Origin of the sequence: Rosistilla ulvae, from assembly GCF_007741475.1 — a bacterium.
In the GTDB taxonomy this organism is placed as follows: domain Bacteria; phylum Planctomycetota; class Planctomycetia; order Pirellulales; family Pirellulaceae; genus Rosistilla; species Rosistilla ulvae.
In genome coordinates, this window is the sequence record NZ_CP036261.1 from 6,477,109 (window position 1) to 6,503,508 (window position 26,400).

Sequence of the window (26,400 nt, forward strand, 5' to 3'; positions counted from 1 at the left end):
TGCGATATTGCGTGTTTGCGTGCCAACGGATACCTGATATCGAAACACGGCTTTGCGCTTTGCGCGGGGAGGCCATTGATTGCCAAACGCAGCTTGTCGCACTATCCTGGTTCGGCTCGCGAATGCTTCGTCGCGGTGGTGGTGACGATCGCCGCAACGGAGCGCAAACACTGCGTCTCGCCTCCCGCTCGATTCAAGTCAGGCTTCTAAAAAATGCATCCCACCTCAACGTTTGCCATCGCCACGGCGATCGGCCTGATCTCGTCCCTTGCGTCCACCACACTCGCTCAAAACGACACGCCTAAAATGCCTTCGATCCAATACCCGCCAGCTCCTCGCGACGCAATTATCGACGATTATCACGGCACTCCCGTCGCCGATCCCTATCGTTGGTTGGAGGATACCGAGAGCGAACAAACCGCCGCTTGGGTCGCTGCCGAAAACAAGATCACTCGCACCTTCCTGGATCAGATTCCCGAGCGAACAGCGATCCGCGATCGCTTGACTGAACTCTGGAACTACGAGCGTTTTACGCAGCCGCGCAGTCGCCAATCGACTTACTTCTACACGCACAACTCGGGGCTGCAGAACCAGAGTCTGTTGTATGTGGCCGAGGGCCTCGATGCGCCGCGGCGGGTTTTGATCGACCCCAATAAGTTGAGCGAAGATGGGACGATGGCCCTGGCCGGTTGGTCGCCGACCGACGACGGCAGCCTGTTGGCCTACAGCATCGCCGACGGCGGCAGCGATTGGCGCACGTGGCGCGTCCGCGACGTCGCCAGCGGCGAAGACCGCGACGATGTCGTCCGTTGGGTCAAGTTCAGCGGGATCGCTTGGATGCCCGACAACAGCGGTTTCTTCTATGGACGCTATGCCGAACCCTCCGATGGCGAAGAGCTGACCGGCACCAACTACAACCAACAACTCTACTTCCACAAACTGGGAACCGACCAGTCCGAAGATCGTTTGATCTACGAACGCCCCGACAACAAGGAGTGGGGCTTCACGCCCGAGGTGACCGAGGATGGGCGGTACCTGATCATCACGAACTGGAAGGGCAGCGAGCCGCAGAATCAGATCTTCATCCAACCGCTGGGCGATCCCAAGTTGCCGGTTACCGAATTGATCGGCGGCTTCGACGCGGAGTACTCGTTGATCGGCAACGATGAATCGATCCTCTACTTTTTGACCGACAACGACGCGCCGCGGCGACGCGTGATCGCTGTCGACGCCGACGATCCCCGCCGCGACCAGTGGCGCGAAGTGATCCCGCAAAACGAAAACGTGATCGAAGACTGCAGTCTGCTGGGAGAGGAGTTTTTCACGACTTCGATGAAAGATGCACTCAGCCAAATCGACGTCTACAACAAACAAGGCGAAGTTGTCAAACAGATCGAACTGCCGGGTCTCGGTTCCGCGGGCGGATTTGGCGGCCAACGCGACGCGACGGAGACCTTCTACTCCTTCACCAACTACGTCACGCCTCCGAGCATCTTCCGGTACGACTTGAAGACCGGCGAGAGCACGCTTTGGCGCGCACCGGAGCTGAACTTCGACGCATCCCGCTTTGTGACGAAGCAGGTCTTTTACGAGAGCAAAGATGGCACGCGTGTGCCGATGATCATCACGCACCGCGCCGACCTGAAGCTGGACGGCAGCAACCCGACGCTGCTGTACGCTTATGGCGGGTTCAACATCTCGCTGACGCCCGGCTTCTCACCCGCGATGGCTGTCTGGATGGATCGTGGCGGGATCTATGCGGTCCCCAACCTGCGAGGCGGCGGCGAATACGGGCGATCGTGGCACGAAGCGGGAATGCAGGAGAAGAAACAAAACGTCTTTGACGACTTCATCGCCGCAGCGGAGTATCTGATCCAACAGAACTACACCTGCAGCGACAAGCTGGCGATTCGCGGCGGCAGCAACGGCGGCTTGCTTGTTGGTGCGGTGATGACGCAGCGTCCCGAGCTGTTTGGCGCCTGCTTGCCCGCGGTGGGCGTGATGGACATGTTGCGGTTCCACAAGTTCACGATCGGTTGGGCTTGGGTGACCGAATTTGGCAGCAGCGACGATCCGGAACAGTTTAAGACGCTGTTGAACTATTCGCCGCTGCATCAGATCAAACCGGGGACCTGTTATCCGCCGACCTTGATCACAACCGCCGATCGCGACGACCGTGTCGTCCCCGGGCACAGCTTCAAATTTGCCGCGGCGCTGCAAGCTGCACAAAGCTGCGACAACCCAACGCTGATCCGAATCGAAACTCGCGCCGGCCACGGAGCGGGAACTCCGGTGACGAAATACATCGATCAATACGCCGACCTGTGGGCTTTCCTGACGCGCGTGCTGCAGTAACGGAACCGACAGACGCGGGATATAGACAGCCCGTCGCTGCGATGAGACATTTTTCATTTGCTGGGTGAGCCGAGCAGGTCGTCCAGTGTCGCCTTTCGCTCCGCGAAAGTGCGTTCGCAGAATGCAGGTTGAGCGCCGCACTTTCGCGGAGCGAAAGGCGACCATCGATGGCGCGAACCCATCGCGTGAATCAAAGTCTCTTCGCTTAAACCGACTACCTAAACAGTTAACGAAATAAAGGACACAATCGATATGAGTAACTTCATTGGAAACATGATCGCCGATTCTTTGAGCCGCGGCATCAACTACGCCGACAGCCTGGTGAAGGATCTGCCCGCGGATCAATTCGCTCGCTTTGCCCCAGGCAAAGAGGGACCGATCGTTTCGAATCACCCCGCATTCATCGTGGGGCACTTGAGCATCTACGCTCCACGCGTCGTCGACCAACTGGGGCAAGACGCGACCGCATATCAACCGACCGAAGCGGAGAACGCGCTCTTTTCGCCAGCGGCCAAGTGCCAGGACGATCCCAACGGCCTGATCTATCCTGGAAAGGAAGTGCTGCTGGACCGCTTCACCACGGTTTATCAAGCCGCGCTGACGACGCTGCGAAACGCGACCGACGATCAATTCATGGTCCCCAACCCCGCCGAAGGGCGACTCCGCGAACTGTTCCCAACGCTCGGCGGAATGCACGCCTTTTACACCGGCGGTCACTTCATGCTGCACATGGGGCAATTGAGCGCCTGGCGTCGCATGATGGGCATGGCTCCGGCATAGCTTGCCCGATGGGTCCCAGAAGTCGCCTTAAGTGGCTTTCTGCGGTGCCAAACAGCAAAAAAGCTTGGTTGGGGCAGCGATATCTGCTTCAATAGGGGGGCCCGCTTTACAGCCCGCCCCATCCTGTTGCCCCGCCAAATCACATGCTGATTCGCCTGACATGCATCGGATTGATCGCAATCGCCGCCACCGCTCAGGCCGATCCGCTCTCCAAGGCGGACTATTTTGAACAGCACATTCGCCCGGTGCTGATCAAACATTGCTACGAATGCCACGCGGAAAACTCCGAAGAACTCGGCGGCAGCCTGCTGTTGGATTCGGCCGATGGTTGGCGTACCGGCGGCGATAGCGGTCCGGCAATCGTTCCTTCCAACGCTGCCGAGAGTCTGCTGATCTCGGCGCTCGAGTTCGAATCGGTCGAGATGCCACCGAGCGGTCGCTTGCCCGATGAAGTGATCGACCACTTCCGGCACTGGATCGATCAAGGCGCATTCGATCCGCGCGAAGAAACCGGCACGCATCCTGCCTCCAAAGGGATCGACCTCGATGCGGGACGCGACTTCTGGTCGTTCCAGAATCCTCAAGAGGCCTCCCCGCCGGCGGTCCCCGGTTCCGACTGGGCGTGGTCGGACATCGATCGCTTCGTCGAAGCGCGTCGCCTGCAGGCGGAACTTCCCTATCCGGGAGACGCCGATCCGATCGTCAGCCTACGACGCTTGACCTTCGACCTGACCGGTCTGCCACCGTCCCCCGAACTGATTCAACAATTCAGCGACGACCCGTCGCCGGAGCACTGGCGTCGGATCGTCGATCGCCAACTCGCGTCGTTCGGATTCGCGGAACACTGGGGACGGCATTGGTTGGACGTCGCCCGATACGCCGACTCCAACGGCGCCGACTTCAACGCGACCTTTCACGACGCTTGGCGTTACCGTCAGTTTGTCGTCGACGCGATGGCGACCGATAAACCGTTTGATGAGTTTGTCCGCCAACAGATCGCCGGCGACCTGATGCCCAGCGACTCCGACGCCGATCGGATCGAAAACCTTGTCGCCACCGGGTTCTTGATGCTCGGATCGAAGATGCTCAGCGAACGCGACAAGGCGAAGCTGAAGATGGATATCGTCGACGATCAAATCGACACCGTCGGCCGCGCGTTCCTCGGGATGACACTGGGATGTGCCCGTTGCCATGATCACAAGTTCGATCCGATCCCAACCAAAGACTATTACGCTTTGGCGGGAATCTTCTCCAGCACCAAGGTGTTGGATGGCGAATCGCAGCGGTACGTCAGCACGTGGGTCAAACGCGATCTGCCGACACGCAGCGAACATCGCGCGGCGGTCGAACAGCATGCGGCGGCGAAGAAGGAACTGACCAGCCAACTAGCCGCCACCAAGAAACAACTCGCCTCGCTCCGCAAAGCGGCTCCACGCAACTGGGGCGGAACGGTTGTCGACGATACCGAAGCCAAGCGAACGGGGCACTGGAAAGAGTCGCTGCTGACGCAACCGTTTTATGGTGCCGGCTACATTCACGACGACAACAAAAACAAGGGAGAGACGTCGGTCGCGTTCTCCACCAACCTGGCGGCGGGACGTTATGAGGTGCGGATCGCCTACACCGGGGCGGGCAGCCGTGCCGCCAACGTACCGATCGAAATCCACACCGCGTCGGGGATTCAACAGGCAACGCTCAACCAATCCAAACCAGGTTCGATCGCTGGCTTGTGGGAATCGATCGGCGAATACGACTTTGCCGCCGACAGGCCGGCGACGGTGATCATGCGGAACACCGGGACACAAGGGTACGTGATCGCCGATGCGGTTCAGTTCCTGAAGCCGGGGGAAGAAGCTCAGCAACCAGCGGACAGCAAGAAGCAACAACAGATGATCGCGGCAGTCTCCGCCGAGATCAAATCGCTGGAAGCCGCGATCCGCGACCACGACAAGACCGCTCCGCCGCCGCTGCCTCGAGCGATGGCGGTGGTCGATGAGAAACAAGTCGAAGACGCCTGCTTGTGCATCCGCGGCGAACCCCACAACAAGGGCCCGGTCGTGCCGCGCGGCTTCCTGCAAGTCGTCTCCAGCGGTTCGTCGATCGCGATCCCGGCGGACCAAAGCGGCCGGTTGCAGCTGGCCGATTGGATCACCGACCCCGACAATCCGCTGACCGCACGCGTGATCGTCAACCGCGTCTGGATGCACTTGATCGGTCAGGGGCTGGTCCGAACCGTCGACAACTTTGGCCAACTGGGCGATCGCCCCAGCCATCCCGAGCTGCTCGACACGCTGGCGATTCAGTTTGTCCGCGAGGGCTGGTCGATCAAAACGCTGGTCCGCAAGATTGTGCTCAGCCGCGTTTATCGTCAGTCGTCGAACTATCATCCCGTTGCGTTTGAGTCCGATCCGGACAACCGCTTGTTGTGGCGTGGGCATCGCAAGCGCCTGCCAGCCGAAGCGCTGCGCGACACGATGCTGGTCGCCGCCGAACGCTTGGACCGCGTGCCAACGGTGCAACCGATGCAGAAGTTTGGCGTGTTGGTGAACAACAACACCGCCAGTTCGGGAGCGGCTCAGTTGGCGCAAACCAATCGCCGCAGCATGTACCTGCAAATCATTCGCGGCCAGTTGCCGCCGATGCTGGCGACATTCGACTTTGCCGATCCCGACATCCTCGTCGGTCGCCGCCCCGCGACCAACGTCCCCTCCCAAGCGTTGGTGATGTTGAACAGCGACACGGTGATCGACATGTCTCAACAGATCGCCGCCCGGATCGCTGAAACATCCGAACCTCTGGATGCGCAGATCGAAGCGGCCTACCTCCGCTGCTTGCAACGTTATCCGCAGAGCGACGAACGCGAACTCGCAGGAGAGTTCATCGGCGACGACCCGCAGCGTCTCGCCCAGTTCATTCAGATCCTAATGGCCAGCACCGAATACCGATTCCTGGATTGATCGACCATGAAAAACGTAACCTCGCGACGACAGATGCTTTCGGCTTCGGCATGCGGCTTCGGTTCGCTGGCCCTCGCCGATTTGATGACACGTCAGGCGCAAGCGGCCGCTCCCAGCGGGCCGATGGCTCAACAGTTGACACATCATCTGCCCCGCGCCCGCCGCGTGATCTTCCTGTTCATGCACGGCGGCCCCAGCCACGTCGACACGTTTGATTACAAGCCGCGTCTGCAAGCCGACGACGGAAAGGACCTGCCGTACGATCTGCCGACGACAGCGATCGACGCCAAGCTGAAGCTGTTGGGCAGCCCGTGGAAATTCAAGCAGCATGGCCAGAGCGGACTGTGGTGCAGCGAATTAATGCCGCACACGGCCAAACATCTCGATGAGATGTGCATCGTCAAATCGCTGCACAGCCGTGGGCAATCGCATGGCCAAGCGGTCAGCATGCTGAACACCGGCAGCGACAACCTCGTCCGGCCGTCGGTCGGATCGTGGCTCAGTTACGGACTGGGAAGCGAAAACGAAGACCTGCCGTCGTTTGTCGCCCTCGCCCCCAGTACCGGTCACGGCGGCCCGAGGAACTATGGAACCGCTTTCCTTCCCGCGATCCACCAAGCGACAGCGATCGGCAGCAACGGCAAGCTGGGGGACGCGCAGGTCAAATACCTGAATCGCGCCGATCTTTCCGCAACGGAACAGCACCGGCAGATGGACTTGCTGCAAACGCTCAACCGTCGCCACTTGGATCGGGCTGGCCAGGACCAGCAGATCGAAGGGGCAATCGAATCGTATGAGTTGGCGTTTCGGATGCAGCAGGCCGCGCCGCAGGTGCTGTCGCTTGACGAAGAACCTCAACACATATTGGACCTCTACGGCGTCGGCAAACAACCGACCGATAACTTCGGCCGCAGTTGTCTGTTAGCGCGGCGGCTGGCCGAAGCGGGAGTCCGTTTCATTCAGGTCTCGACCGGCAACGTCTGGGATCAACACAGCAACCTGAAGAGCGGACACGAGAAGAACTCTCTGAAAACCGACCAACCGGTCGCCGGTTTGATTCAAGATCTCAAGCAGCGGGGAATGTTGGAGGAGACGCTGATCGTCTGGGGGGGCGAATTTGGCCGCACGCCGGTCGTGCAGGGCGCCAACGGCCGCGACCACAATCCGCAAGGCTTCACGATGTGGATGGCCGGTGGCGGCGTGAAAGGTGGGACCAGCTATGGCGAGACCGACGAATTCGGTTATTATTCACAGCAGGATCGGGTTCACATGCACGACTTGCACGCTACCATTTTGCATTTAATGGGGCTCGATCATCAAAGGCTCACCTATCGATATGCCGGTCGCGACTTCCGCTTGACCGATGTCGCGGGCCGTGTTGTGACCGAGTTGTTTGCGTAAAAGAATGGCCAAAATATTGATCACGTCGGGGCCGACCCGACAGTACCTGGACCCTGTCCGCTATCTGACCAATGCATCGAGCGGACGGATGGGGGCTGCGTTGGCCCAAGCCGCACTCGATTTAGGCCACCAGGTCGTGGTCGTCAGCGGGCCCGTTAGCGTCACCTATCCGGCAGCAGCCCAAGTGATCGACGTCCTGACCACGCAACAGATGCTGGAAGTCGCTCACCGCGAGTTCCAGCAGTGCGATGGTGCGATCGGCGCGGCGGCACCTTGCGATTACCAGCCTCAGCAGGTGGAAACGGAGAAGATCTCCAAAACGGGCAAGCCGCTGCAACTGAATCTGGTCGAGACTCCCGATGTCGTCGCCACCCTCGGCGAACGCAAGCGGAGCGATCAATGGGTCGTGGGATTTGCGTTAGAGACGCAGGATCGGCACTTCCGGGCGATCGTGAAACTGGAAAAGAAGCACTGCGACCTGATGGTCAGCAATGGCCCCGAAGCGATCGATTCAGCTGAAAACCAAGTCGACCTGATCGACACCGAAGGTCAATTGCTCGAGCAGATTTCGGGCTCGAAGCTGGAAGTGGCTCGTGGGATCTTGGACGTGATCGACGCGCGCTTGATCCGTTAAAACCGTTTTCGCGACGCTTGAACGGATCAGACGCAGTGTTCGGGTTAGCCTTCGACAGGCATGTAGGAACCGTGTTGGCGCGCCTGTGGTTCGCGGCGGTTGTAGCTTTCGCGGATCGCGACCATCCGCGGCATGGCGTCGAAGAAGTGACCGATCAGGTCGGCATCCCACTGCGTTCCGGCGCCACTGCGAAGGATCTCTTCCGCCTTCTCCTGAGGCATCCCGCCTCGGTACGGTCGATCGCTGGTCATCGCGTCGTAGGCGTCGCTGATCGCCAAGATCCGTCCATCCAAAGGGATCTCTTCGCCGACAAGCCCGTCGGGATAACCTTTGCCATCGATCCGTTCGTGATGGAACAGAACGCCGGGGAGAACTTCCGACAGCTGATTGACCAACGGATACAAAATCCGCCAGCCGACGTCGGGATGGGTTTCGATCACGCTCCGCTCTTCGGCGTTCAACAGCCCCGGTTTCTGGAGGACCGCATCGGGAACGGCGATCTTACCAACATCGTGCAGCAGGCCGGTCAGGTAGATGCGATCGCAATCGGTCACGGTGAGACCGGCTTCGCGTGCCAACTCCTTCGCAAAGAGAGCGACCCGTTCGCTGTGACCGCACGTGTAATCATCCCGTGCTTCGACGGCGTTGACCATTGCGCGGACGACATCGGTGAACAGCTGCTCTTTCTGTCGCAACAACCGCGTGTTGTGCAATTGAGTTGCCAGGATCGATCCGGCGGTCAGGATCAGATTCGCTTCGATCGTCGTAAAGCCGTCGCGAACTCCGGGCAGAGTTCCCGCAGGTTTCACGTGATTGCACGCGATCAGCCAACCGGCCAAGCGATCGGCGTGCCGGATTTCGACAAGGATGATATCGCGGATTCGCGAGTCGATCTGATCTGCGGCCAGGTCGTTGATCACGACCGGATCGACCTTCGCGTTTTCGCCGTAGGTGGCGATGATCTTTCGGCAGACGTCGTCTTCGACCAACGGATCGCCGCTCCACAATGTAAACGCATTGCCTTCGTTCGGCTTGTGATCGGCAAACATTTCGATGTTCGGGACCAAGGCAACCGCTTGGCACATCGTCGACAGTGGCAGCTTGGGCAAGAAGTCGAGCATCAGCGCCATCGGTTCGGGCGTCGACGTTCGCAGCTCCATCGAAACGGCTAGCGATTGCAGCAACGCCAATTCTTCAAAATCGCGGGTGACCTGTTCGGTCAACGACTGAACCTCCTGCTCCAGACTCTCGACTTGCTGGATGAGTGCGTCGGGATCGAATTGTGGATCGTCGGTGCAACGTGTGCGCGAAGCGAGAGCTGAATCGGCCATAGCGTGACTTATCTCAAAAGAGCCTTAAATCGGAATCTCGAACGGTCGGCGGGGGCATCGCAGGGAAAAGATTTCTCAACCGAAGTCTACAACCGGTTGTAACGCCGGGTCGTCAGCGTTCGGCGTCAAGCCGGAATTGCCCAGCTGTGGAGAGAAAAAATTAAGGAGTGCGCCGGACAAACCGATTGTGTCAGATCGAAGTATCGCAGCGAATTCGCAGATCGCGACGAGCAACGACCTGGACACAGCCGGCCCGTCAGTCGCCTTTCGCTCCGCGAAAGTGCGCCTTATCCGCACGCACTTTCGCGGAGCGAAAGGCGTCCATCAAGACGTGCAGAGAACAGCCCGATTAAATCCGATCGGCGATCACGTATTAAAGGTCCGCAGGATCTTTCGGCCCATGTAGATCTGCCAGACATCCTGAGCGGTCAGCGGACGCATCCGCCCCGATGTGGGATACCACACCAACTCAAGACCATCGTAGACACAGACACCGATCGCCCCGTCTTTCGAAGCTAATGCGACAACAGCGTGTTCGCCGAGGAAGAAGCCGAGGAATTCGGGAGTGACCGCTTCGTAGCCTTTCTCTTCCAGTTCTTTCACCGACACGTCGGCGACTCGCCGTTGAGCCGCGTTCCAATGCTCAGTCCCCACAACGTAGATGTCTTCGTGTTCGGCTTGCCATCCGGCAAATGCGGCATACGCCTCTTCGACAGGCAAGTGCGTGATGTCAGCTGAAAAAGCGTGAACCATCGGCCCGACGATCCCTAGGTTGCTGAAGTCGCCTTGGGCGAAGTGATAGTCGAATCGGAACAGGAAGCAGTCGATCGGATCGTCGAATCCGGGCCAGAACTGCAAACGATGATCCAACAATTCGATGCGACTCGGCGGGACCGCCATCTGGCCAGGCTGAGCTAACCACAATGCAAGTTCCGATTCAGCGCGACTGGCAGCCGTTTGATACTGATCGTCGATCTTATCTTCCAGTCCCAACTCTTCCGCATAAGCCAACACGCGGAGTCGCGCCGACGGTTCGGCTGCCAATTCGATCAGCCGGTCGATCCCTTCTTCTTGTTCCAGCCGAGCCAATGCGCCAGCCGCTTCGGTTTGGATTCGCCGATGCGACAACTCCATCGCCAGCTTCAATTGCGGAATCGCGCGATCAACTCCGATCAACGCCAACGCGTCGCAGACCGAAACGATCAGCGCGATCGCTTCGCTGAGAACCTGATTGACCTGTTCGGGCGTGTCGCCAAACGCCTTCGGATTCTTTTCGACTTGTTCCAACTGAGCGACCAACGCTCCGAGCAACGGGATCAGATCATCGCTGCGATCGACGCATCGATGCCGCTTCGTTTGTCCCGACCGAAACAGATGGTTTGCTAGATCCAAGATACCGCCAGCGACGGCGAGATTTTGAATCGCGTCCAAAACGCGAGGGAACATCGAATCGACATCCCAGCCAGCGTGTTGGAACAGCGGGCTGAGGACCAGACCCACTTGGATCCAGTTCTGCGGAGCATCCTCGACCAACAGTTCAGCCAACGCTTGCAGATGCTCGGGCCCGCGAGCGATCGCCAACGCGTGCAGCAACAAAAAACGAGTCCCCAATTCCTTGGGCAGGTTCTCGTACAAGGCGACGATCAGATCCGAATCGAGCGTCTCCGCCTCTTCGCTCGGCTGACGCAGCAGATTCGATTGCAACAACCGCAGCAGGCCATCGATCACGCCCGGTTTGTCGGCGACGATCGGTTCCAGGTTGTTGATCAACGATCGCAGGATCATCTCGATCGATTCGACCGGCGCTTGGTGCAGCGATTGGATATACTGCGCCGACTCGGCAGGGTCGACGCCAGGGCCGATCAGAAATTCGATAAGTTCAGAGTTATCGGACACGGGGCAACGCCACAAGCTAGAAGGATCGGAGGACACAGATGTCTCGCGGACCGCCCGGCCCAAACCCCGTCGCATTTTGTGCCCAAAGGCATGTCGGGTTCGCCAGCAATCACGCAGGTCTAAGCATACCGCAGCCGATCCATTTCGTTTAGGACCCCTGCAGCGTCGGATCGCACGGAAAAATCCACGACAAACCATTGCTGCGTGGTTCCGCGACCGCTGGGCTTTTCTAGCCCCTGCCGACGTACGGCATCGCCGACGCCATGACGGTCATGTTCAGGACGTTGGCGTCCAGCGGAAGGCTGGCCATATAGAGAACCGCTCGGCCGATCTCGCGGACGTCCATCGTCGGTTCGGCCTTCAGGCTTCCGTCGGCTTGCGGAACGCCCTGTTCCATCCGGCGTGTCATCTCCGTCGCCGCGTTGCCGATATCGATCTGACCACAGGCGATGTTGTGCGGCCGACCGTCGAGGGCCGTCGATTTTGTGATCCCCGCCACCGCATGTTTTGTCGCGGTGTAAGCGATCGATTGCGGACGGGGAACGTGAGCCGAGATCGATCCGTTGTTGATGATCCGGCCTCCTTGAGGCGTCTGATTTTTCATCACGCGAAACGCTTCCCGAGTGCACAAGAACACGCCTGTCAGATTCACGTCGACCACCTGCTGCCATTGATCGATCGTCAATTCATCCATCGGCACGCTTGGAGCGTTGATGCCGGCGTTGTTGAACAACAGATCTAATCGCCCAAGTCGCTCGACCGTTTCGGCGAACAGACTGCCGACCGAATCGGCGTCGGACACATCGCACGGGATTACCGACGCAGATCCTTCGGGCCCCAAGCCCGCTGTCTCGTCGAGCGTCTCGCGATTGCGTCCCGCCAGAACGACGTGGTATCCGTTTTCCATCAAAGCGATGGCGACGTGGCGTCCGATCCCCGAACCGGCTCCCGTCACGATCGCGATCTTTTTCTCTGTCATCCGTTTTCCTGTGTGCATCGGTTGCTAAGCTCTTCATCGATCTTCGCCTTGCTGGCCTTCGCGATCACGCGTTTTCCAATTCGGGTGAATTGGCGGCGAACCGATCCAAGACCGGATCGAGTCCCAGCGATCGGTACATCGTCGCCAGTTGTTGATTACGAGCGGCCAACGCGCTGCGATCTTCCACGCCGCGAGCTTGGACAAATTTCTGAGCTTTGCGAAAGAGGTTTGCGTTCATATTAGCAGACGCCGCCTGATCGGCGATCGCCGCAGACCGCGTCGTTCCAAACGCAGCGTGCAGGATTTCGTCGTCGGCCGCCATGAACTGCCGGTACGATCCTGGATCGCCACAGCGCCCACTGCGGCCCGCCAATTGGCGATCGATCCGCGCGGCGGAGTGCAATTCGGTACCGATCACGTGCAGACCGCCGCCATCGCGGACCGAATCGGCCAGCCGGATATCGGTTCCGCGCCCCGCCATGTTCGTCGCCACCGTCACGCGTCCAGATTGCCCCGCCGCGGCGATGATCTCGGCTTCGCGTTCGGGGTTGGTCGCATTGAGCACTTCCGATTCGATGCCGTCGCGTCGCAGCCGATCGGCCAATCGCTGCGACTGCTCGACCGTTCGCGTTCCGATCAGCACCGCTCGGCCGGCTCGCAACATCTGCTGCGTCTCGCCGGCCACCGCGTCCCACTTCTCCGTTTGGTTGCGGCAAACGATCTCCGGCAGCGTCTGGCGCTGCGAAGGAGAGTGCGAGGCAACTTTCGCGACCTGTAATCCATAGACTGTCTGGAACTCGCGACGCGATTCGATCGCCGTTCCCGTCATGCCACTCAATTTGGGGAACCGCTGCACAAAGTCCTGAACCGTCACCTGAGCGATCGGCCGAGTCTCGTTCGTCAAAGCCAACTTCTCGCGTGCTTCGATCGCCTGCTGCACTCCGCCGCTCCAAGAACGCCCGTCTGCCGTTCGACCGGTGTATTCATCGACGATCACGATCTTTCCATCACGGACCAGGTAGTGCTTGTCGCGGTGGAAGTGAACGTTTACATAAATCGCACGTTCGATCGCATGCAAGACGTCGGTCATCGCCAGCGGATTCATCGCCGGCGGCATCGCTTGCCGATAGACTCGAGCGCGGCCTGCCGCTGTCAACGCAACCAATCCAGTGTCGGGCATCACGCAGTAATCGCGAGTCGCTTCGAAGACTGGAGATGCGTCGGCGGCCCAGCGGTAGGCAGCTTCCGTGGCGGGTCCCGCGCCGGCTTGCGATCCGCTGATGATCAACGGCGACGTCGCTTCATCGATCAACAAGCTGTCCGCTTCATCGACCAGCAGCGTTTGCGGAGGCCGCTGCAGCAGATCGGCCGCGGGCTGCTGACGCTGCGTAAGGCAGTCGCGAAGGTAGTCGAAGCCGAATTCTCGGATCGTGCCGTAGGTGATGTCGCATCGGTAGGCGGCACGGCGATCGTCACCGCTGACGCCGGCGGCGACGACGCCGCAGGAAAGGCCCAACCGCTGAAAAACGGGACTCAACAGATTCGCATCGCGCTGCGCCAGATAGTCGTTCGCCGTGCAGACCAGCACGCCATCGCTGTGTCTTGCCAGCAGCGAGATCGCCGGGACCGCTGCCAGCGTCTTCCCTTCGCCGGTCGCCAGTTCGGTGATCGAACGGGTCAACAATTTTTCGCTGACCTGGAACTGGTTGGCTCGCAAACCAAATCCCAACTCCGCTCGGATCGCCTCATCCGCTCGACTCAGCTGGCGCTGCACTTCGCTGCGGTCGAGCGCGATCAACGGCTGAGCCAACGGAGAGAACACGATTTTTCAAGCCCGATCGAGATTGGGGAGGATCCAGAAACCTGCACTCACAGCAACGCTCCGATGAATGAAACAAACAGGTCTTCTCCATGATACCTGTCACACGCATGGGATGGAGCGAGCGGAACGTCCTGTCGGCAACTCGCCGATCGATTGTGCTGGTTGATTGGGTTGTGCGAAGAGAAGGGACTGGGTGCCACTGGCTCTTGCCAGTGCATTCATGCCGAAGTCCCCAGACTCTACAGATCGAACCGTAATCCAACGCTGGAAACGTTTACCACTCACGTATTGTTGAATGGCGTTGGCAATACCATCGGTCGTGCCAACCCTGGGACTTCGATTGGGAAGCACTGGCAGAAGCCAGTGCACCCGGCGCCAGTGAATTGCAAACGCTGGGCAATTTCAGGCCGGAGGCCGACACAAGAATTGCTGGCGGCGTCAGTCGCCGTAAGCCGGAAGCCACCGCGTCCGGGAAAGCCGCGGAGCCGGCGATCGCATAAAGCCTGCGGCGCAAGCCGCAGGATCGCAAGCCACCAACGATACAAAGCCCCGGCAGGGGCGACAGCGTTCGGGTCTTCCGCCCCTCCCGGGGCTCTGTGTTTCAGACGCCAACCACAACTCCTACGGCTGACGCCGTAGGCTACCGACGACCGCCGCTACCGCGGCTTCGTTCCAGTCTGCGGCTATCGTTACCTACGGCCGCCGCGGCCGCGGCTTTACAGCTACTCCCGCTACCGCGGCTTCGTTTAGGTTTGAACGGCCGACGTTTTGCACGATCCGGTGCAATTACGGTGCGGCGACGATTTGTAGGGGGTTGATCGTTAGCTCGGGGCGTGCGGTGCGGAGCGATTCGATCGCGGCGGGGGTGACGGCGGTCCGTTGCATATCGACTTGGCGGAGCGATGGCAACCTAGCGATCACGTCGACCGAGGCGTCGGTGATTTGTGTTGCGGTGAGCCACAGCGTTTCCAGCTTTTCCAATCCAACCAACGCTGTGACGTGAGCGTCGGTGACCGGAGTCAGCGTCAGGTCCAGCTCCTCCAAGGCCAACAGGCCGGGGATCGCTGACATCGTCGCGTCGCTGACGGCGGTTCGTTCCAGCGACAATTGATCGAGACTCGGGTTGCTGCGAACCAACGGTGCCAACGAGGCGTCGGTCAGCGGCAACCGCGAGAGGTCGAGCCAGGTGAGTTGCTGTTGATCGGCCAGCGATGCGGTGGCAGATTCGTCGACCTGCGTGTTGGTCAGACAGAGTTCTTGCAACTGGGTGCCGGGCCGCAACATGCGAACGTCGTCGCTGGTTACGTTCAGAAAATCGGCGAGGTCGACGTCGGGCAGGGTCCGCGATTTGGCTGGTTGTTCATAGACGCTGCGAACATAGTCCAAGAACGCCTCGCGGTGCGGGCCGTCCATCAAGAGATGCGAATAGGCGGCGGCATACGAATACCAACTGGCGATGTCGGGAGACTGTTGGACCGCGTCGCGACCGAGCCCGACCAATCGCTGCAGCGGCATCGATTCACCGAGTCCGCGAACGCGATAGCGAGCGAACTGCAAACGCGACGATTCCCAACCACCCACGGTGGCGTAGCTGTCGTGCAGGTAGAGCGATTCCATGTAGCTGGCGATTCCCTCGACAACCCAGAAATCGCTCGGCAGCCCGACGTCGGGAGAGACGCGCATCCGCGACGCCTCGCCGATCAATTGATGTGTCAGCTCGTGGTACTGCGTCTGCAAATCGGCATCTTGGCCGGCATACAGGAACGTGATCTTTACATGATTGGAATAGAAGCCGGTCGACCGCTCGATCCCCGGAGTCTCCTTTGACAACGTGTCGATGTATTCCTGCCGATTAGCGAACAGGACCACACGATGGCGGCTGATCCGCGATTCAAACCGCCCCTGGCCGCGGAGCGTCTGTTGGATCGAACCCCGATTTTCCCACAGCGGATAAAAGACCTGAGTCCAGAGCCAATAAACCCGCTCCAGCCGCTGCGCCAATTCGATCGCTTGCTCGCGATCGCAGCGGGCATCTATCAAAAAGTGAGGCGTCAAAACCTGCAGGTACGATCGGGCGGGCCAGTTCAGTTGGCGATCGGCGTTGCGACCGGGACGGACCGTAATCGGAACTTCGCCGTCGGCGGGAAGCCCCAACGCTCGCAAGACGCTCGGATTGCGAGGGTCTTCGCGAGCGGCTTGCCAGAACATTTGATAACCCAGCTGCAGGTCATCCGCTTCGGCAGCCGCAGCGGCGTGCCGCAACAGATTCTCCGCTCGCTTCTGCCGCAGCGTCGTCAACGGCGATGGCGTCGGCGGCTCGCTAGATAGAAAGTAGACGACTTGCTGGTCGTCGCGGTGCGGCAACATCCAACCGGCGATCGCTTCGGCGTCCGCTGGATCCGCCGCCTGGGCGATCCGATCCAGATGCTTGCGGAAGTGAATCGCATCGGGATCGCGTTGTTCAAACTGCGGCGACGATGGCTGCCAAGCAACCGCCAGCGAGGGACTGCACAGCATCCAGGCAACAAGCAGCGTTCCGCAGGGAAACAGCTTGCGGAACGCGACAGCTTGCGGCCGGCGGGGCGATTGCAAACGACAGATAACTCACCTCGGGGATTTGTCCGCACGGGAGACTCGCAACCTCGATCACGACCGCGAGGCTACGAGTCATTCTAGCATACCGGTCCGCTACAGCGTCGGGCCGACGGTCCAAGGGATGAACTCGTAATCGCCGATCCCAGCCAATTCGCTTTTCGTTTTTTCGCCGCTGGCGACCGCCAGGATCTTGTTGTAGATCTCTTCCCCGACCTGATCGACAGTCGATCCTTCGACGACGGTGCCGGCATTGAGATCCATATCTTCGATCATCCGGTCGTACATCGCGGTATTGGTAGCGATCTTGATCGAGGGCGTCGGCTTGCAACCGAAACAGCTGCCGCGGCCAGTGGTGAACAGGATCATGTTCGCTCCGCCGGCGACCATCCCGGTCACGCTGGCCGGATCAAAACCGGGAGTGTCCATCACGACCAAGCCCCTTTGGTGAACCTGTTCGGCGTATTGATAGACAGCTTCGAGCGCCGTCGAGCCCGCTTTGGCAACCGCTCCCAACGACTTCTCCGCGATCGTTGTCAGCCCGCCCGCCTTGTTGCCGACCGAAGGATTGTTATCCAATTCCAGGCCGAACATGCCGACGTATTCCTTCCACCATTCGATCCGTTCGATCAACGCCAACGCAACTTCGGGACTGCGCGACCGCTGCACCAACAAGTGCTCTGCACCATAGATCTCACTCGTCTCAGCCAGCATCGCCGTCCCGCCGCTGGCAACGATTCGGTCGGCCGCACAACCAACGGCCGGATTGGCGGTGATTCCCGAATAACCATCCGAACCACCACACTCTAAACCGACACTCAATTCGCTGGCCGAAACCGTTTCGCGGCGGTTGGCGTTCACGACGGGCAACAGATCCTTGACGATCTGGACCGCGCGTTCGATCGTCTTTCGCGTGCCACCTTCGTCCTGCATCGTCAGCACAGGGATCGCATCGCCTTTGTCGCGCGTCAGTTTTTCGCCGTCGGGAGCATGCAGCGGAACGATGCCATGCTTTTCGAACAGATAGCCCATCGATCCCTGTTCGCAACCGAGTCCGATCAAGACACAGGCGGCGACGTTGGGATGCCGCGCGGCACCGACCAACACGCGACTGAGCATCTCGTGACGAAGCGTCGCGTAGCCCATTCCGCACCCCGTCTCGTGCGTGACCGCAAAGACGCCGTCGACGTTGGGATAATCGGCCAACGCGTCTCCTTCGAAACGTCGAGCGACAAACTGCGAGACCGAAGCGGAACAGTTGACTGTCGAGATCACCGCGATGTAGTTCCGCGTGCCGACGCGTCCCGAAGGACGGACGTAACCCTCGAACGTCCGCTCCAACTTCGCCGGTGCGGCGGGGGGATCGGTCGATGGCACCTCGGTGATCACATCGTGCTTGTGCTGCAAGTTGTGCGAATGAACGTGCTCGCCCGCGGCGATATCCGCTGTCGCACTCCCAATCTGCGAACCAAACTTATAGACAGCTTCGCCCTGCTTGATCGCGCGGACGGCAACTTTGTGCCCCGCCGGAATCCGGTTAACCGTTGCAACCGATTCGCCCCCCACTTCGAGGATGTGGCCAGGGGCAAGTTCCGAAATCGCAACGACGACATTGTCGCTGGGGCTGAGTTGTACGAAAGATACTTTGTTCATGCAGTGTGCAGCTCCGGGATCGCGTTGCACAAGCAATTTGCTGGGACAACGGCGATCGACCGAGAATCGATGGTGAAGAATGAGGACTGTCCAGGCCGTTAGAATAAACCTTCGCGATCAGAATTCGGAGCCCCCAGGCCCGATTCTTGCCCCGTCGCCGGAACTGGCTCGCCCTCGGGCCAGGGGAATCTATAATAAGGTAGCGTCGCCCGGCGTCCCTTTTCCCCAACGCATTCCCGAGACCATCGCCCCTATGGCCACTGCCGCAGCAACGACCGATCGCGGCGACGCGATCATTACCGAGCATATCGAGAACGCGCGGCGAGTGCTGTGGCGTCGCGAATTGCTGACGGCGGTGCTGATCTGGGCGGTCGGAATGTTGGCCGCTTTGATCGCGTGGGCGATCGCCGACCAATGGATCTTCCAAGCCGGAGCGGTCCTGCGAACGCTGGTCTGGCTGGTTCTCGCCGCCGCGTCGATCGCTTGGTTTACGATCCGAATCGTGCCCCTGCTTCGGCATTCGATCCACCCCGAATACGCAGCTCAGTCGCTGGAACGCCGCGTCCCGCAACTGCACCACAGCCTGCTCAGCTATCTGACATTGCGAACCGATCGCGAGATCCCCGGTCTGCGAGGCGTCGTCGTCCGCAGTGTCGCGTCGCACGCGGCTCGCCGCTTGGCCGATCCGCAATCCGATCCACTGGCTTCGGAAAAACAAATCACTCTGCTCAGCGGTTCGCTACTGGCATTGATCGCGATGCTGCTGATCTACGCGATCGCATCTCCCAAAAACACAGTCCAATCGGTCCAGCGGTTGATGATGCCGCTGGCGAGCATCGAAGCGCCGACAAGCGTTCGGATCGGAGCCGTCACGCCGGGAGACACCCAAGTTGCCGAAGGAACTTCGCTAACGATCACCGCCGAAATCGATGGACTCAAGCCGGACCAACAGGCCTGGGTCGAAACGACTCAAGGCTCGATCGCTCATCGCGAAGTCATGCAGGCGACAGAGACAGAATTCACAGCCACCGTAGGGGCTAGTGGCGACGGAATCCGGCACGACACCCAGTACTGGATCGTCGCCGGCGACGCGCGGCGTGGCCCTTTCGAAATCAAAGTCGAAGCGGTTCCCATCGTCTCGATCGGATCGGTTCAATATCAACCGGCTGCCTACACGCGTCTGCCGTCGCGCAGCAACAACCGCGGCGCGATCGATGGTTTAGAAGGGACCGCGGTCACCGTCGTGGCTCAGTCGAACCTGCCGATCGCCAAAGCGAAGATCGAATTCAATCCAAAACGGATCGGATCGATCTGGCAAGCGACCGGCGGCGTCAAAGCGATGGAGATCGCCGACGACCAGATGTCGATGAGCACATCGTGGGTCTTGCGTCGAGCGGAGGAAGAGCGGGGCGTCGTGGCGATCGAGAGCTACCGGATCGTCGTCGAAGATGCTCAAGGGCTGACCAACGCGGCCCCGGTGATCTACCCAGTTAAGGTTGCGGCCGATCTGAGCCCCGAGGTCTCGATCATCGTCCCGCATCAATCTCCTAAAGACCTGCCGATCGGAATGGAACAGCTGATCGAGGTCCATGCCTTGGACCCCGATTTTGGCCTGTCGCGAATGGAGTTCGAAATTCGCAAGGGAGATCGCCTGCTGGGAACTCGCAAGATCTTTGAATCGACCGAAGCGTTGATCGGCCAACAGGTATCGATCTCCGCCTTCCGCAGCGAGGACTGGAACCTGATCGCCGGCGACAAGGTGACCGTCCGATGCCGCGCGTTCGATAACCGCGACATGCCGGGCAACCAAACGACCGATCCCAATAGCACGGTTTCCGAACCGATCGAATTGCACATCGTCGCTCCTCCTGAGGATGCCGAAGACGAAGCCGATGGCGACGGCTTGCAGAAGAAGAGCGACCGCGAGTCCGACGATCCGAGCGGATCGGGCAAGCAGGATGGAGAAGGTGGCGGCAGCGGCGGCCAAGGAGATTCGACCGGAGAACAAGCCGAAGGGAAAGGCAAAGGTGAATCGGGTGGAGGCGAAGCCGGAGGGGAGAACCAAGAACCATCGGAAGATTCCGAATCGGGGTCCGACGGCGCTGGGGGCAAGCCCTCGGACAAGCCTTCCGAAGAGGGGACTGAACCAAATCAAGGCGGCGGCGACGCTGCGGGGGATTCGGAAAACAAGGGCTCCAACAAACCGGGCGATTCGCCAGCGGGAGACGATCCGTCGCAATCGAAGTCCGATCCCTCGGCGTCGGATATGACGCAGGAGAGCGGTCCCGAATCGGGTGGCAAACCTGGGGACCAAGCGGGCAGTCCCGACGCGTCGGCTAGTCGATCGGAATCGGGCGAGGAGCCCGGACAGGGCGAGGCAACCGATGCCGAAGCCGACGGTTCCGAACCGCCTGCGGGGAACGCGGGTGATTCCAAATCTGGCGGCTCCGGTTCGCAGCGCGATGCGGGCGAGGGGGCCGAAGAACCGCAGGACGACGGGCCGCTGCACGATGGCGAGATCATGGAACGGATCCGCGAACACATGCAGAAACAGCAAGCTGAACAAGAGCAGGGCTCTCAGAAACCAAGCGATCAAGAGAGCGATGATTCCGGCGACGGCAAACCTGAACAAGGTGCCGACGGAGCGGAAGGGGCTGGCGGCAAAAAGGACAAACAGCCTCAACCGGCCGACGCGAAGCCTGCCGGCGATGCCGCATCCAAAGGTGAACCGGGCGAGCGCGGCGACCAAGGGGAAGGAGCCAAACCAAACCAAGGCAACGACTCCGGCCAGATGCCCCAAGACGGAACGAAGCCAAAACCCAGCGGCGGCAACAACAACCCGGAGACTGGAAACAACGGCAAATCGGATAAGGGTGATCAAGGCTCCGGCGAGGGCAAAGCGCCCGACGACAAGCCATCGGCAACCGATCCCGCGACCGATGGCAAGAACGACGCTAACGACACGGCGGGCCAAGAGGCTGAAAACCAGACTGGCTCCGATGGCAAACCGGCTGGCGACGACCAAGCGAAAGGAAAAGCTGCCGATCCGGCCGGTTCCGACCCGGCCGACGGAACCGATGCAGGTCCACAAGACGATGCCGGCGCCGACCCGAACTCCGACTCCAAACCTTCCCAAGGGAAGGGCGATCAAAAAGGGAAGGGAAAGGGCGAAGCAAGCGACCCGGCCGACCAGACCGATACTCCATCGGGAGACGAAGCAGGGGAGAGCGGCGACGATTCGATGACCACCGAATCGAAGGCGGGTTCGTCCGATTCGAAGTCCAACCCCCAAGGCAAGCCGGGCAAACGTCCCGACGGGAAACAGGGAGAGCCAGGAAAATCGGCCGACTCACCGCCGTCGGAAGCTGCAGCTCAAGGCGACCAGATGGGCGATGGCGCAGGTGCCGACGCCGCCTTGCCGCCTGAAAAGATCAATCAGGAATACGCCAAGAAAGCGACCGATCTGGTGCTGGACTACTTGAAGAAAAAGCAGTCCGAACCGGACGCCGAACTGTTGGACAAATTGAACTGGACCGAACAGGACTTGCAAAACTTCCTCAACCGCTGGCAGCAAGCTCAGGAAATGGGGCGGGTCGGCGACGAGAAAGCGAAACAAGAATACTTGGAACAGATCGAAAGCCTGGGCATCCGCCCGCCGGCGAGTTCCAAGTCGCGGCAGACGATCCAACGCGAAGACTCACTGCGAGACGTGCGGGAATCGGGACAGCGAGTCGCTCCGCCGGCGCTCTATCGCGACGCCTTCGAAGCCTTCCGGCGATCGATCTCCCGAGGCGACAACTAACGCCACCCAAATGGTTTTCGTGTTACAATCCGGTCAGTATTCTTGAAACCGCTGACCGATTCCGAAGGCCCGACCGATGTCCACACGCTGCCTGACAACGTGCATTTTGCTTGCGATTCTCTGCAACAACCGTCCGGTCGTCGCTCAGGAGGGAAGCTTTCTCGACGCGATCCGCCAGCGGATTCAATCGGCTGCGGATAACCAAACCGAAGAGAAAAAAGAGCAGACGCGGAAGAAGCTGGAGAGCCTGTTTTCGATCGTCACCGAAGGGGCTCGGGAAATCTACCGCACCCTTCCCGACGACTCTCAAAAAGCGATCGACCAACGCCGACAAGCGTGGATGGACGCGATGGCTTCGGGAGTCGACGACCTCACCGGGGACGACATCGAACGTTGGCTGGACAATTCCGACAACGTGATCCTACGATCGCTGTCGCGCGGCGGCGACGCCCCAAGCGTGAACGCCCAATCGCGAACCGACCTGCTGCCCGAGCAGTGGTGGTATGGCAAACAGAATCGAACGCTAGCTCAATTGTTGACGCAGCCTCCCGAGACGATCATCCGTCGCGAGGACCTTCCCGGTCCGCCGATCTGGTTCGTTAACGGGATCACGACGAAGAAGGCCGAAGCGATCATGATGGCCGACGAAATCGCCGAACAACTGGGCCGCCGCGTCCATTTGCTGCATAACCCCACATTCATGGAACCGCCAAACCATTCGGGCTTAGATGTCGAAGGCTACGGAACCGACGACCTCAGCGAATGCCTGCACGACCGATTATGGCCGGCAACGGTGTTCAACAAGCTGAACCGGATGGACGCCGAGCAATTGCAGGCGATGCTCGACGACGGCCAGACATTACAAGGAAATCCAACGACACGTCAATTGGCCTACGTTTTGCTGACAGCGCGCGAACCGATCAGCTTGATCACGCATTCGCAGGGCTGCATCATCGCCCGCAACGCGATGTTCACGATGGCGATGCTGGGGCGACGCGAGCAGGCGGAACAACAGATCGCGTGGATCGCCGCGGGGATCCCGCTGAACGACAAAGAGCTGTCGCCGCTACCGCTGCAAACGACGATCCTGGATGTCGGCGACGATCCGATCGCCAAGATCGTTGGGATGCGAGGCGGATCGCGTGAGTATCGTGGCACCGATCATTCCTTCTCGGATCACTATTGCCGACAGATCCAAGCGGAACAGCTGTGGCACGACGCGTTGCCCGCGACCGACAAACCGGCGGTTCCACCGGCACCCGAAACCTCGACCGAGACGAAGCCCGACGCGAAATCGCCCAAGCGGGTAAAGCTGTAGCAGGGCAGGCGGGCCGCTTCGTTTAACCGCGGCACCAACGCCCCGCGCGTCACACACTCTCGAGACTCGCCCCCAAAGCGTGGCCCGTTGGGCACGCGGTTAAACAATCCGCACGACCTCGTTTAACCGCGGCGGCAGCGCCCCGCGCGCCGCACATTCTCGAGACTCGCATGCAACGCGCGGCCCGATGGGCACGCGGTTAAACGATCTGCACGACTTCGTTTAACCGCGGCGGCAACGCCCCGCGCGTCGCGCATTCCCGAGACTCTCACGCAAAGCGCGGCCCGATGGGCACGCGGTTAAACAATCCGCACGACTTCGTTTAACCGCGGCGGCAACGCCCCGCGCGTCGCGCATTCTCGAGACTCTCACGCAAAACGCGGCCCGTTGGGCACGCGGTTAAACGATCTGCACGACCTCGTTTAACCGCGGCGGCAACGCCCCGCGCGTCGCACACTCTCGAGACTCACACGCAAAGCGCGGCCCGATGGGCACGCGGCTAAACGATCTGCACGACCTCGTTTCACCGCGGCGGCAGCGCCCCGCGCGTCGCACACTCTCGAGACTCACACGCAAAGCGCGGCCCGATGGGCACGCGGTTAAACGATCCGCACGACTTCGTTTAACCGCGGCGACAACGCCCCGCGCGTCGCACACTCTCGAGACTCACACGCAAAGCGCGGCCCGATGGGCACGCGGTTAAACGATCTGCACCACTTCGTTTCACCGCGGCGGCAACGCCCCGCGCGTCGCGCATTCTCGAGACTCACACGCAAAGCGCGGCCCGATGGGCACGCGGCTAAACGAAGCGATCGCACGCCGTCGCCTTCGCCGCCCGTTAACATTTCATGAAATTCGTTGCGATTCACCCTTTACGGCTTGCCGTTTGCGATGTTAACTGAAACTTAACACACACAACGACTCCGACGGTAACGGGGTAGACGCAATAGGGGTTTTGAAATGCAGGACTTAACCACAGCATTGGCAACGATGACGCTGGTTTCCCTTGCTATCTCCCTGGCCAGCTACCGCGCGACTCGCAACACGCCAGCCGCCCACTGGCTCTTCGGCGGACTGCTCCTATCCGCTCTACTGTTCGAGCGACTGTTGGCCGATCGGCTATTTTGGGCGCAACTGCTGCCCGATTCCTCAGCAACGATCGTCTGGTCCAACGCGACACCGTTACTGCTAGCTGCCGCGTTTGGCGTCGCGATGCGAATCTGCGACCTTCCGCAAACCGGCCATCGGGTTGCCGCTGGATTGACGGCCATCTTAGCGGTTGCCGCCATGGTGGCTCCGGTCGTCCGCCCCTACGCTCGGCCGGTCGAGACCGCGCAGACCGAGCCACTGTGGTCCGACGGCGTCTGCCTGCAGACGCAGGATTCGACGTGCGGTCCGGCGGCGGCAGCGACTCTGCTGCGGTTCCACCATCTGTGGGCGACCGAAGCGACAATGAACCCGCTGTGCCTTACAGGTCGCGACGGCACCTCGTCGCTGGGTGTCTATCGCGGTGTCTACAACGTGGCCAACACGACGGGCTATCAACCGCGGGCGATTTGCGGTTCGTATGATGAATTTGTTCAGAGTGGCCAATTTCCCGCGATCGTGATGGTCCGCTACCCCGAACAACGCCGCGATTGGAAATCGAAATTGCTGGGGACGATCGGTCGACGCAGCGGCGAAGGGCACGTGATCGTCGTCTTCGGCCCGAATGCAGAGGGGCAACTCGATGTCGGCGATCCGGCGGTCGGCCGTTCGTCGTGGGATGTGGAAACCTTAAAAGAACTCTGGGACGGCGAGGCGATCTACCTGCAGGGCGGCCAGCGTTATGCGGCCAACGCAGTTAACCCATCGGCGACGTGAGCCGCGCGCCGTCGCTTGTCGCAAAGCGATGCAACCTGCAACGGGCAACACAAGCCGTCAACTGCTGCCCAACCTCCAGCTGCTGCTGTCGGTCGACGATGACCGCGATACGCCCCCCCGCTGACCGCAGATGGACCACGTTGTGCGAACCGAGGCACTGAACGGCATCGACGACTCCAGCGATCTCCAAGTCGTCGTCGCCAGCCGATCGAAAGGAGAGATCCTCGGGGCGGATGCCCAACAGTCCTACTCGCCCGTCGGGAATAAAATTCATCGGCGGGGAACCGACAAATTGGGCGACAAAGCGATTCGCTGGTTGATCGTAGATCACGTCCGGCGGAGCCACCTGCTGGATCACACCGCGATCGATCACCGCGATCTGGTCCCCCAACAGCATCGCTTCGGTCTGGTCGTGCGTAACGTAAAGGACCGTCAACGCAAACTCTTGCTGCAGACTGCGAAGCTCGTTCCGCATCGCATCGCGTCGCCGGACATCGACATTCGACAACGGTTCGTCCATCAACAACAACTGGGAATCGCGGACGAGGGCACGAGCGACGGCCAACCGCTGCTGCTGGCCGCCGGAGATCTGATCGGGTCGGCGATCGAGCAACGCCTCAAGCCCCAGTTTTTCCGCGACGTCGGCGACTTTGGTGGCGATCTGCGCGCTCGAAAACTTGCGGCCCCGCAGCGGAAAGGCGATGTTCTCGCCGACGCTCATGTGGGGATAGAGGGCAAAATCCTGAAAGACCATCGAAACGTTGCGTTGCCGAGGTGACAACCGACCGACTGCGCGGCCGCCGATCGCGATCTCCCCCGCGTCGGGCGTTTCGAGCCCCGCGATCAGCCGCAACAACGTCGTCTTGCCACTGCCGCTGGCCCCCAGAAGCACCAACAGCTGCCCCGCATCGACCGAGAGGTCCAAATGATCCAGGACGATCCGGCCGGCAAACGACTTGCAAAGCTTGCGAATTGCGAGACCCGCCATAGAAGAATGCCCTTGTTTCGTTTGGAACC

The 26,400-nt window shown here is 60.3% G+C and carries 15 protein-coding genes; 8 read left to right on the forward strand and 7 right to left on the reverse strand.

What is annotated here, in order from left to right; translation table 11 throughout:
• Positions 1-213 precede the first annotated feature (213 nt).
• The 5 genes from EC9_RS23085 to EC9_RS23105 all read left to right on the forward strand — a co-directional run bounded on the left by EC9_RS23085 (position 214) and on the right by EC9_RS23105 (position 8,127).
• Entirely contained in the window at positions 214-2,355 is a 2,142-nt protein-coding gene (locus EC9_RS23085) for a prolyl oligopeptidase family serine peptidase (RefSeq protein WP_145348398.1), read from the forward strand.
• A 252-nt stretch (positions 2,356-2,607) separates the two neighbouring features.
• On the forward strand, positions 2,608-3,135 hold the full coding sequence (locus tag EC9_RS23090) for a DinB family protein (protein WP_145348399.1): 528 nt from the start codon (positions 2,608-2,610) through the stop codon (positions 3,133-3,135).
• A gap of 143 nt (positions 3,136-3,278) precedes the next feature.
• Positions 3,279-6,092 carry a DUF1553 domain-containing protein gene (locus tag EC9_RS23095; protein WP_145348400.1) on the forward strand — a complete coding sequence of 938 codons (2,814 nt, stop codon included), beginning with the start codon at positions 3,279-3,281 and terminating at the stop codon, positions 6,090-6,092.
• 6 nt (positions 6,093-6,098) lie between these two features.
• Positions 6,099-7,493, forward strand: a complete 1,395-nt coding sequence (locus EC9_RS23100) for a DUF1501 domain-containing protein (protein ID WP_218934372.1) — start codon at positions 6,099-6,101, stop codon at positions 7,491-7,493.
• Positions 7,494-7,497: 4 nt separating this feature from the next.
• The gene (locus tag EC9_RS23105; RefSeq protein ID WP_145348401.1) at positions 7,498-8,127 is read left to right on the forward strand and encodes a phosphopantothenoylcysteine decarboxylase domain-containing protein; all 630 of its coding nucleotides are present in this window, start codon (positions 7,498-7,500) and stop codon (positions 8,125-8,127) included.
• A 44-nt stretch (positions 8,128-8,171) separates the two neighbouring features.
• On the opposite strand, the gene EC9_RS23110 is transcribed toward EC9_RS23105, so the two are convergent.
• The 6 genes from EC9_RS23110 to EC9_RS23135 all read right to left on the reverse strand — a co-directional run bounded on the left by EC9_RS23110 (position 8,172) and on the right by EC9_RS23135 (position 18,400).
• On the reverse strand, positions 8,172-9,458 hold the full coding sequence (locus EC9_RS23110) for an HD-GYP domain-containing protein (protein WP_145348402.1): 1,287 nt from the start codon (positions 9,456-9,458) through the stop codon (positions 8,172-8,174).
• A 366-nt stretch (positions 9,459-9,824) separates the two neighbouring features.
• A complete protein-coding gene (locus EC9_RS23115; RefSeq protein WP_145348403.1) occupies positions 9,825-11,354 on the reverse strand; it encodes a HEAT repeat domain-containing protein in 1,530 nt (509 codons plus the stop codon).
• 229 nt (positions 11,355-11,583) lie between these two features.
• Positions 11,584-12,333, reverse strand: coding sequence for an SDR family oxidoreductase (locus tag EC9_RS23120; RefSeq protein ID WP_145348404.1), 750 nt, complete (start codon positions 12,331-12,333; stop codon positions 11,584-11,586).
• 64 nt (positions 12,334-12,397) lie between these two features.
• A complete protein-coding gene (locus EC9_RS23125; protein WP_218934373.1) occupies positions 12,398-14,155 on the reverse strand; it encodes a preprotein translocase subunit SecA in 1,758 nt (585 codons plus the stop codon).
• A gap of 786 nt (positions 14,156-14,941) precedes the next feature.
• Positions 14,942-16,747 carry a hypothetical protein gene (locus EC9_RS23130; RefSeq protein ID WP_145348406.1) on the reverse strand — a complete coding sequence of 602 codons (1,806 nt, stop codon included), beginning with the start codon at positions 16,745-16,747 and terminating at the stop codon, positions 14,942-14,944.
• Between the two features lie 96 nt (positions 16,748-16,843).
• Positions 16,844-18,400 carry a UxaA family hydrolase gene (locus tag EC9_RS23135; protein WP_145348407.1) on the reverse strand — a complete coding sequence of 519 codons (1,557 nt, stop codon included), beginning with the start codon at positions 18,398-18,400 and terminating at the stop codon, positions 16,844-16,846.
• A gap of 253 nt (positions 18,401-18,653) precedes the next feature.
• Between EC9_RS23135 and EC9_RS23140 the strand changes: the two genes are divergently transcribed.
• The 3 genes from EC9_RS23140 to EC9_RS23150 all read left to right on the forward strand — a co-directional run bounded on the left by EC9_RS23140 (position 18,654) and on the right by EC9_RS23150 (position 25,383).
• A complete protein-coding gene (locus tag EC9_RS23140; RefSeq protein WP_145348408.1) occupies positions 18,654-22,202 on the forward strand; it encodes a hypothetical protein in 3,549 nt (1,182 codons plus the stop codon).
• Positions 22,203-22,278: 76 nt separating this feature from the next.
• A complete protein-coding gene (locus EC9_RS23145; protein WP_145348409.1) occupies positions 22,279-23,520 on the forward strand; it encodes a hypothetical protein in 1,242 nt (413 codons plus the stop codon).
• A 960-nt stretch (positions 23,521-24,480) separates the two neighbouring features.
• The gene (locus EC9_RS23150) at positions 24,481-25,383 is read left to right on the forward strand and encodes a cysteine peptidase family C39 domain-containing protein (protein ID WP_145348410.1); all 903 of its coding nucleotides are present in this window, start codon (positions 24,481-24,483) and stop codon (positions 25,381-25,383) included.
• On the opposite strand, the gene EC9_RS23155 is transcribed toward EC9_RS23150, so the two are convergent.
• Positions 25,364-26,371: an ABC transporter ATP-binding protein gene (locus EC9_RS23155; protein WP_145348411.1), complete on the reverse strand. Its 1,008-nt coding sequence runs from the start codon at positions 26,369-26,371 to the stop codon at positions 25,364-25,366. The genes EC9_RS23150 and EC9_RS23155 overlap by 20 nt on opposite strands.
• Positions 26,372-26,400 lie beyond the last annotated feature (29 nt).

Coding starts and splice junctions, on each gene's coding strand:
- EC9_RS23085 (WP_145348398.1), top strand. CDS start 214: ATGCATCCCACCTCAACGTTTGCCATCGCCACGGCGATCGGCCTGATC.
- EC9_RS23090 (WP_145348399.1), top strand. CDS start 2,608: ATGAGTAACTTCATTGGAAACATGATCGCCGATTCTTTGAGCCGCGGC.
- EC9_RS23095 (WP_145348400.1), top strand. CDS start 3,279: ATGCTGATTCGCCTGACATGCATCGGATTGATCGCAATCGCCGCCACC.
- EC9_RS23100 (WP_218934372.1), top strand. CDS start 6,099: ATGAAAAACGTAACCTCGCGACGACAGATGCTTTCGGCTTCGGCATGC.
- EC9_RS23105 (WP_145348401.1), top strand. CDS start 7,498: ATGGCCAAAATATTGATCACGTCGGGGCCGACCCGACAGTACCTGGAC.
- EC9_RS23110 (WP_145348402.1), bottom strand. CDS start 9,458: ATGGCCGATTCAGCTCTCGCTTCGCGCACACGTTGCACCGACGATCCA.
- EC9_RS23120 (WP_145348404.1), bottom strand. CDS start 12,333: ATGACAGAGAAAAAGATCGCGATCGTGACGGGAGCCGGTTCGGGGATC.
- EC9_RS23135 (WP_145348407.1), bottom strand. CDS start 18,400: ATGAACAAAGTATCTTTCGTACAACTCAGCCCCAGCGACAATGTCGTC.
- EC9_RS23140 (WP_145348408.1), top strand. CDS start 18,654: ATGGCCACTGCCGCAGCAACGACCGATCGCGGCGACGCGATCATTACC.
- EC9_RS23145 (WP_145348409.1), top strand. CDS start 22,279: ATGTCCACACGCTGCCTGACAACGTGCATTTTGCTTGCGATTCTCTGC.
- EC9_RS23150 (WP_145348410.1), top strand. CDS start 24,481: ATGCAGGACTTAACCACAGCATTGGCAACGATGACGCTGGTTTCCCTT.
- EC9_RS23155 (WP_145348411.1), bottom strand. CDS start 26,371: ATGGCGGGTCTCGCAATTCGCAAGCTTTGCAAGTCGTTTGCCGGCCGG.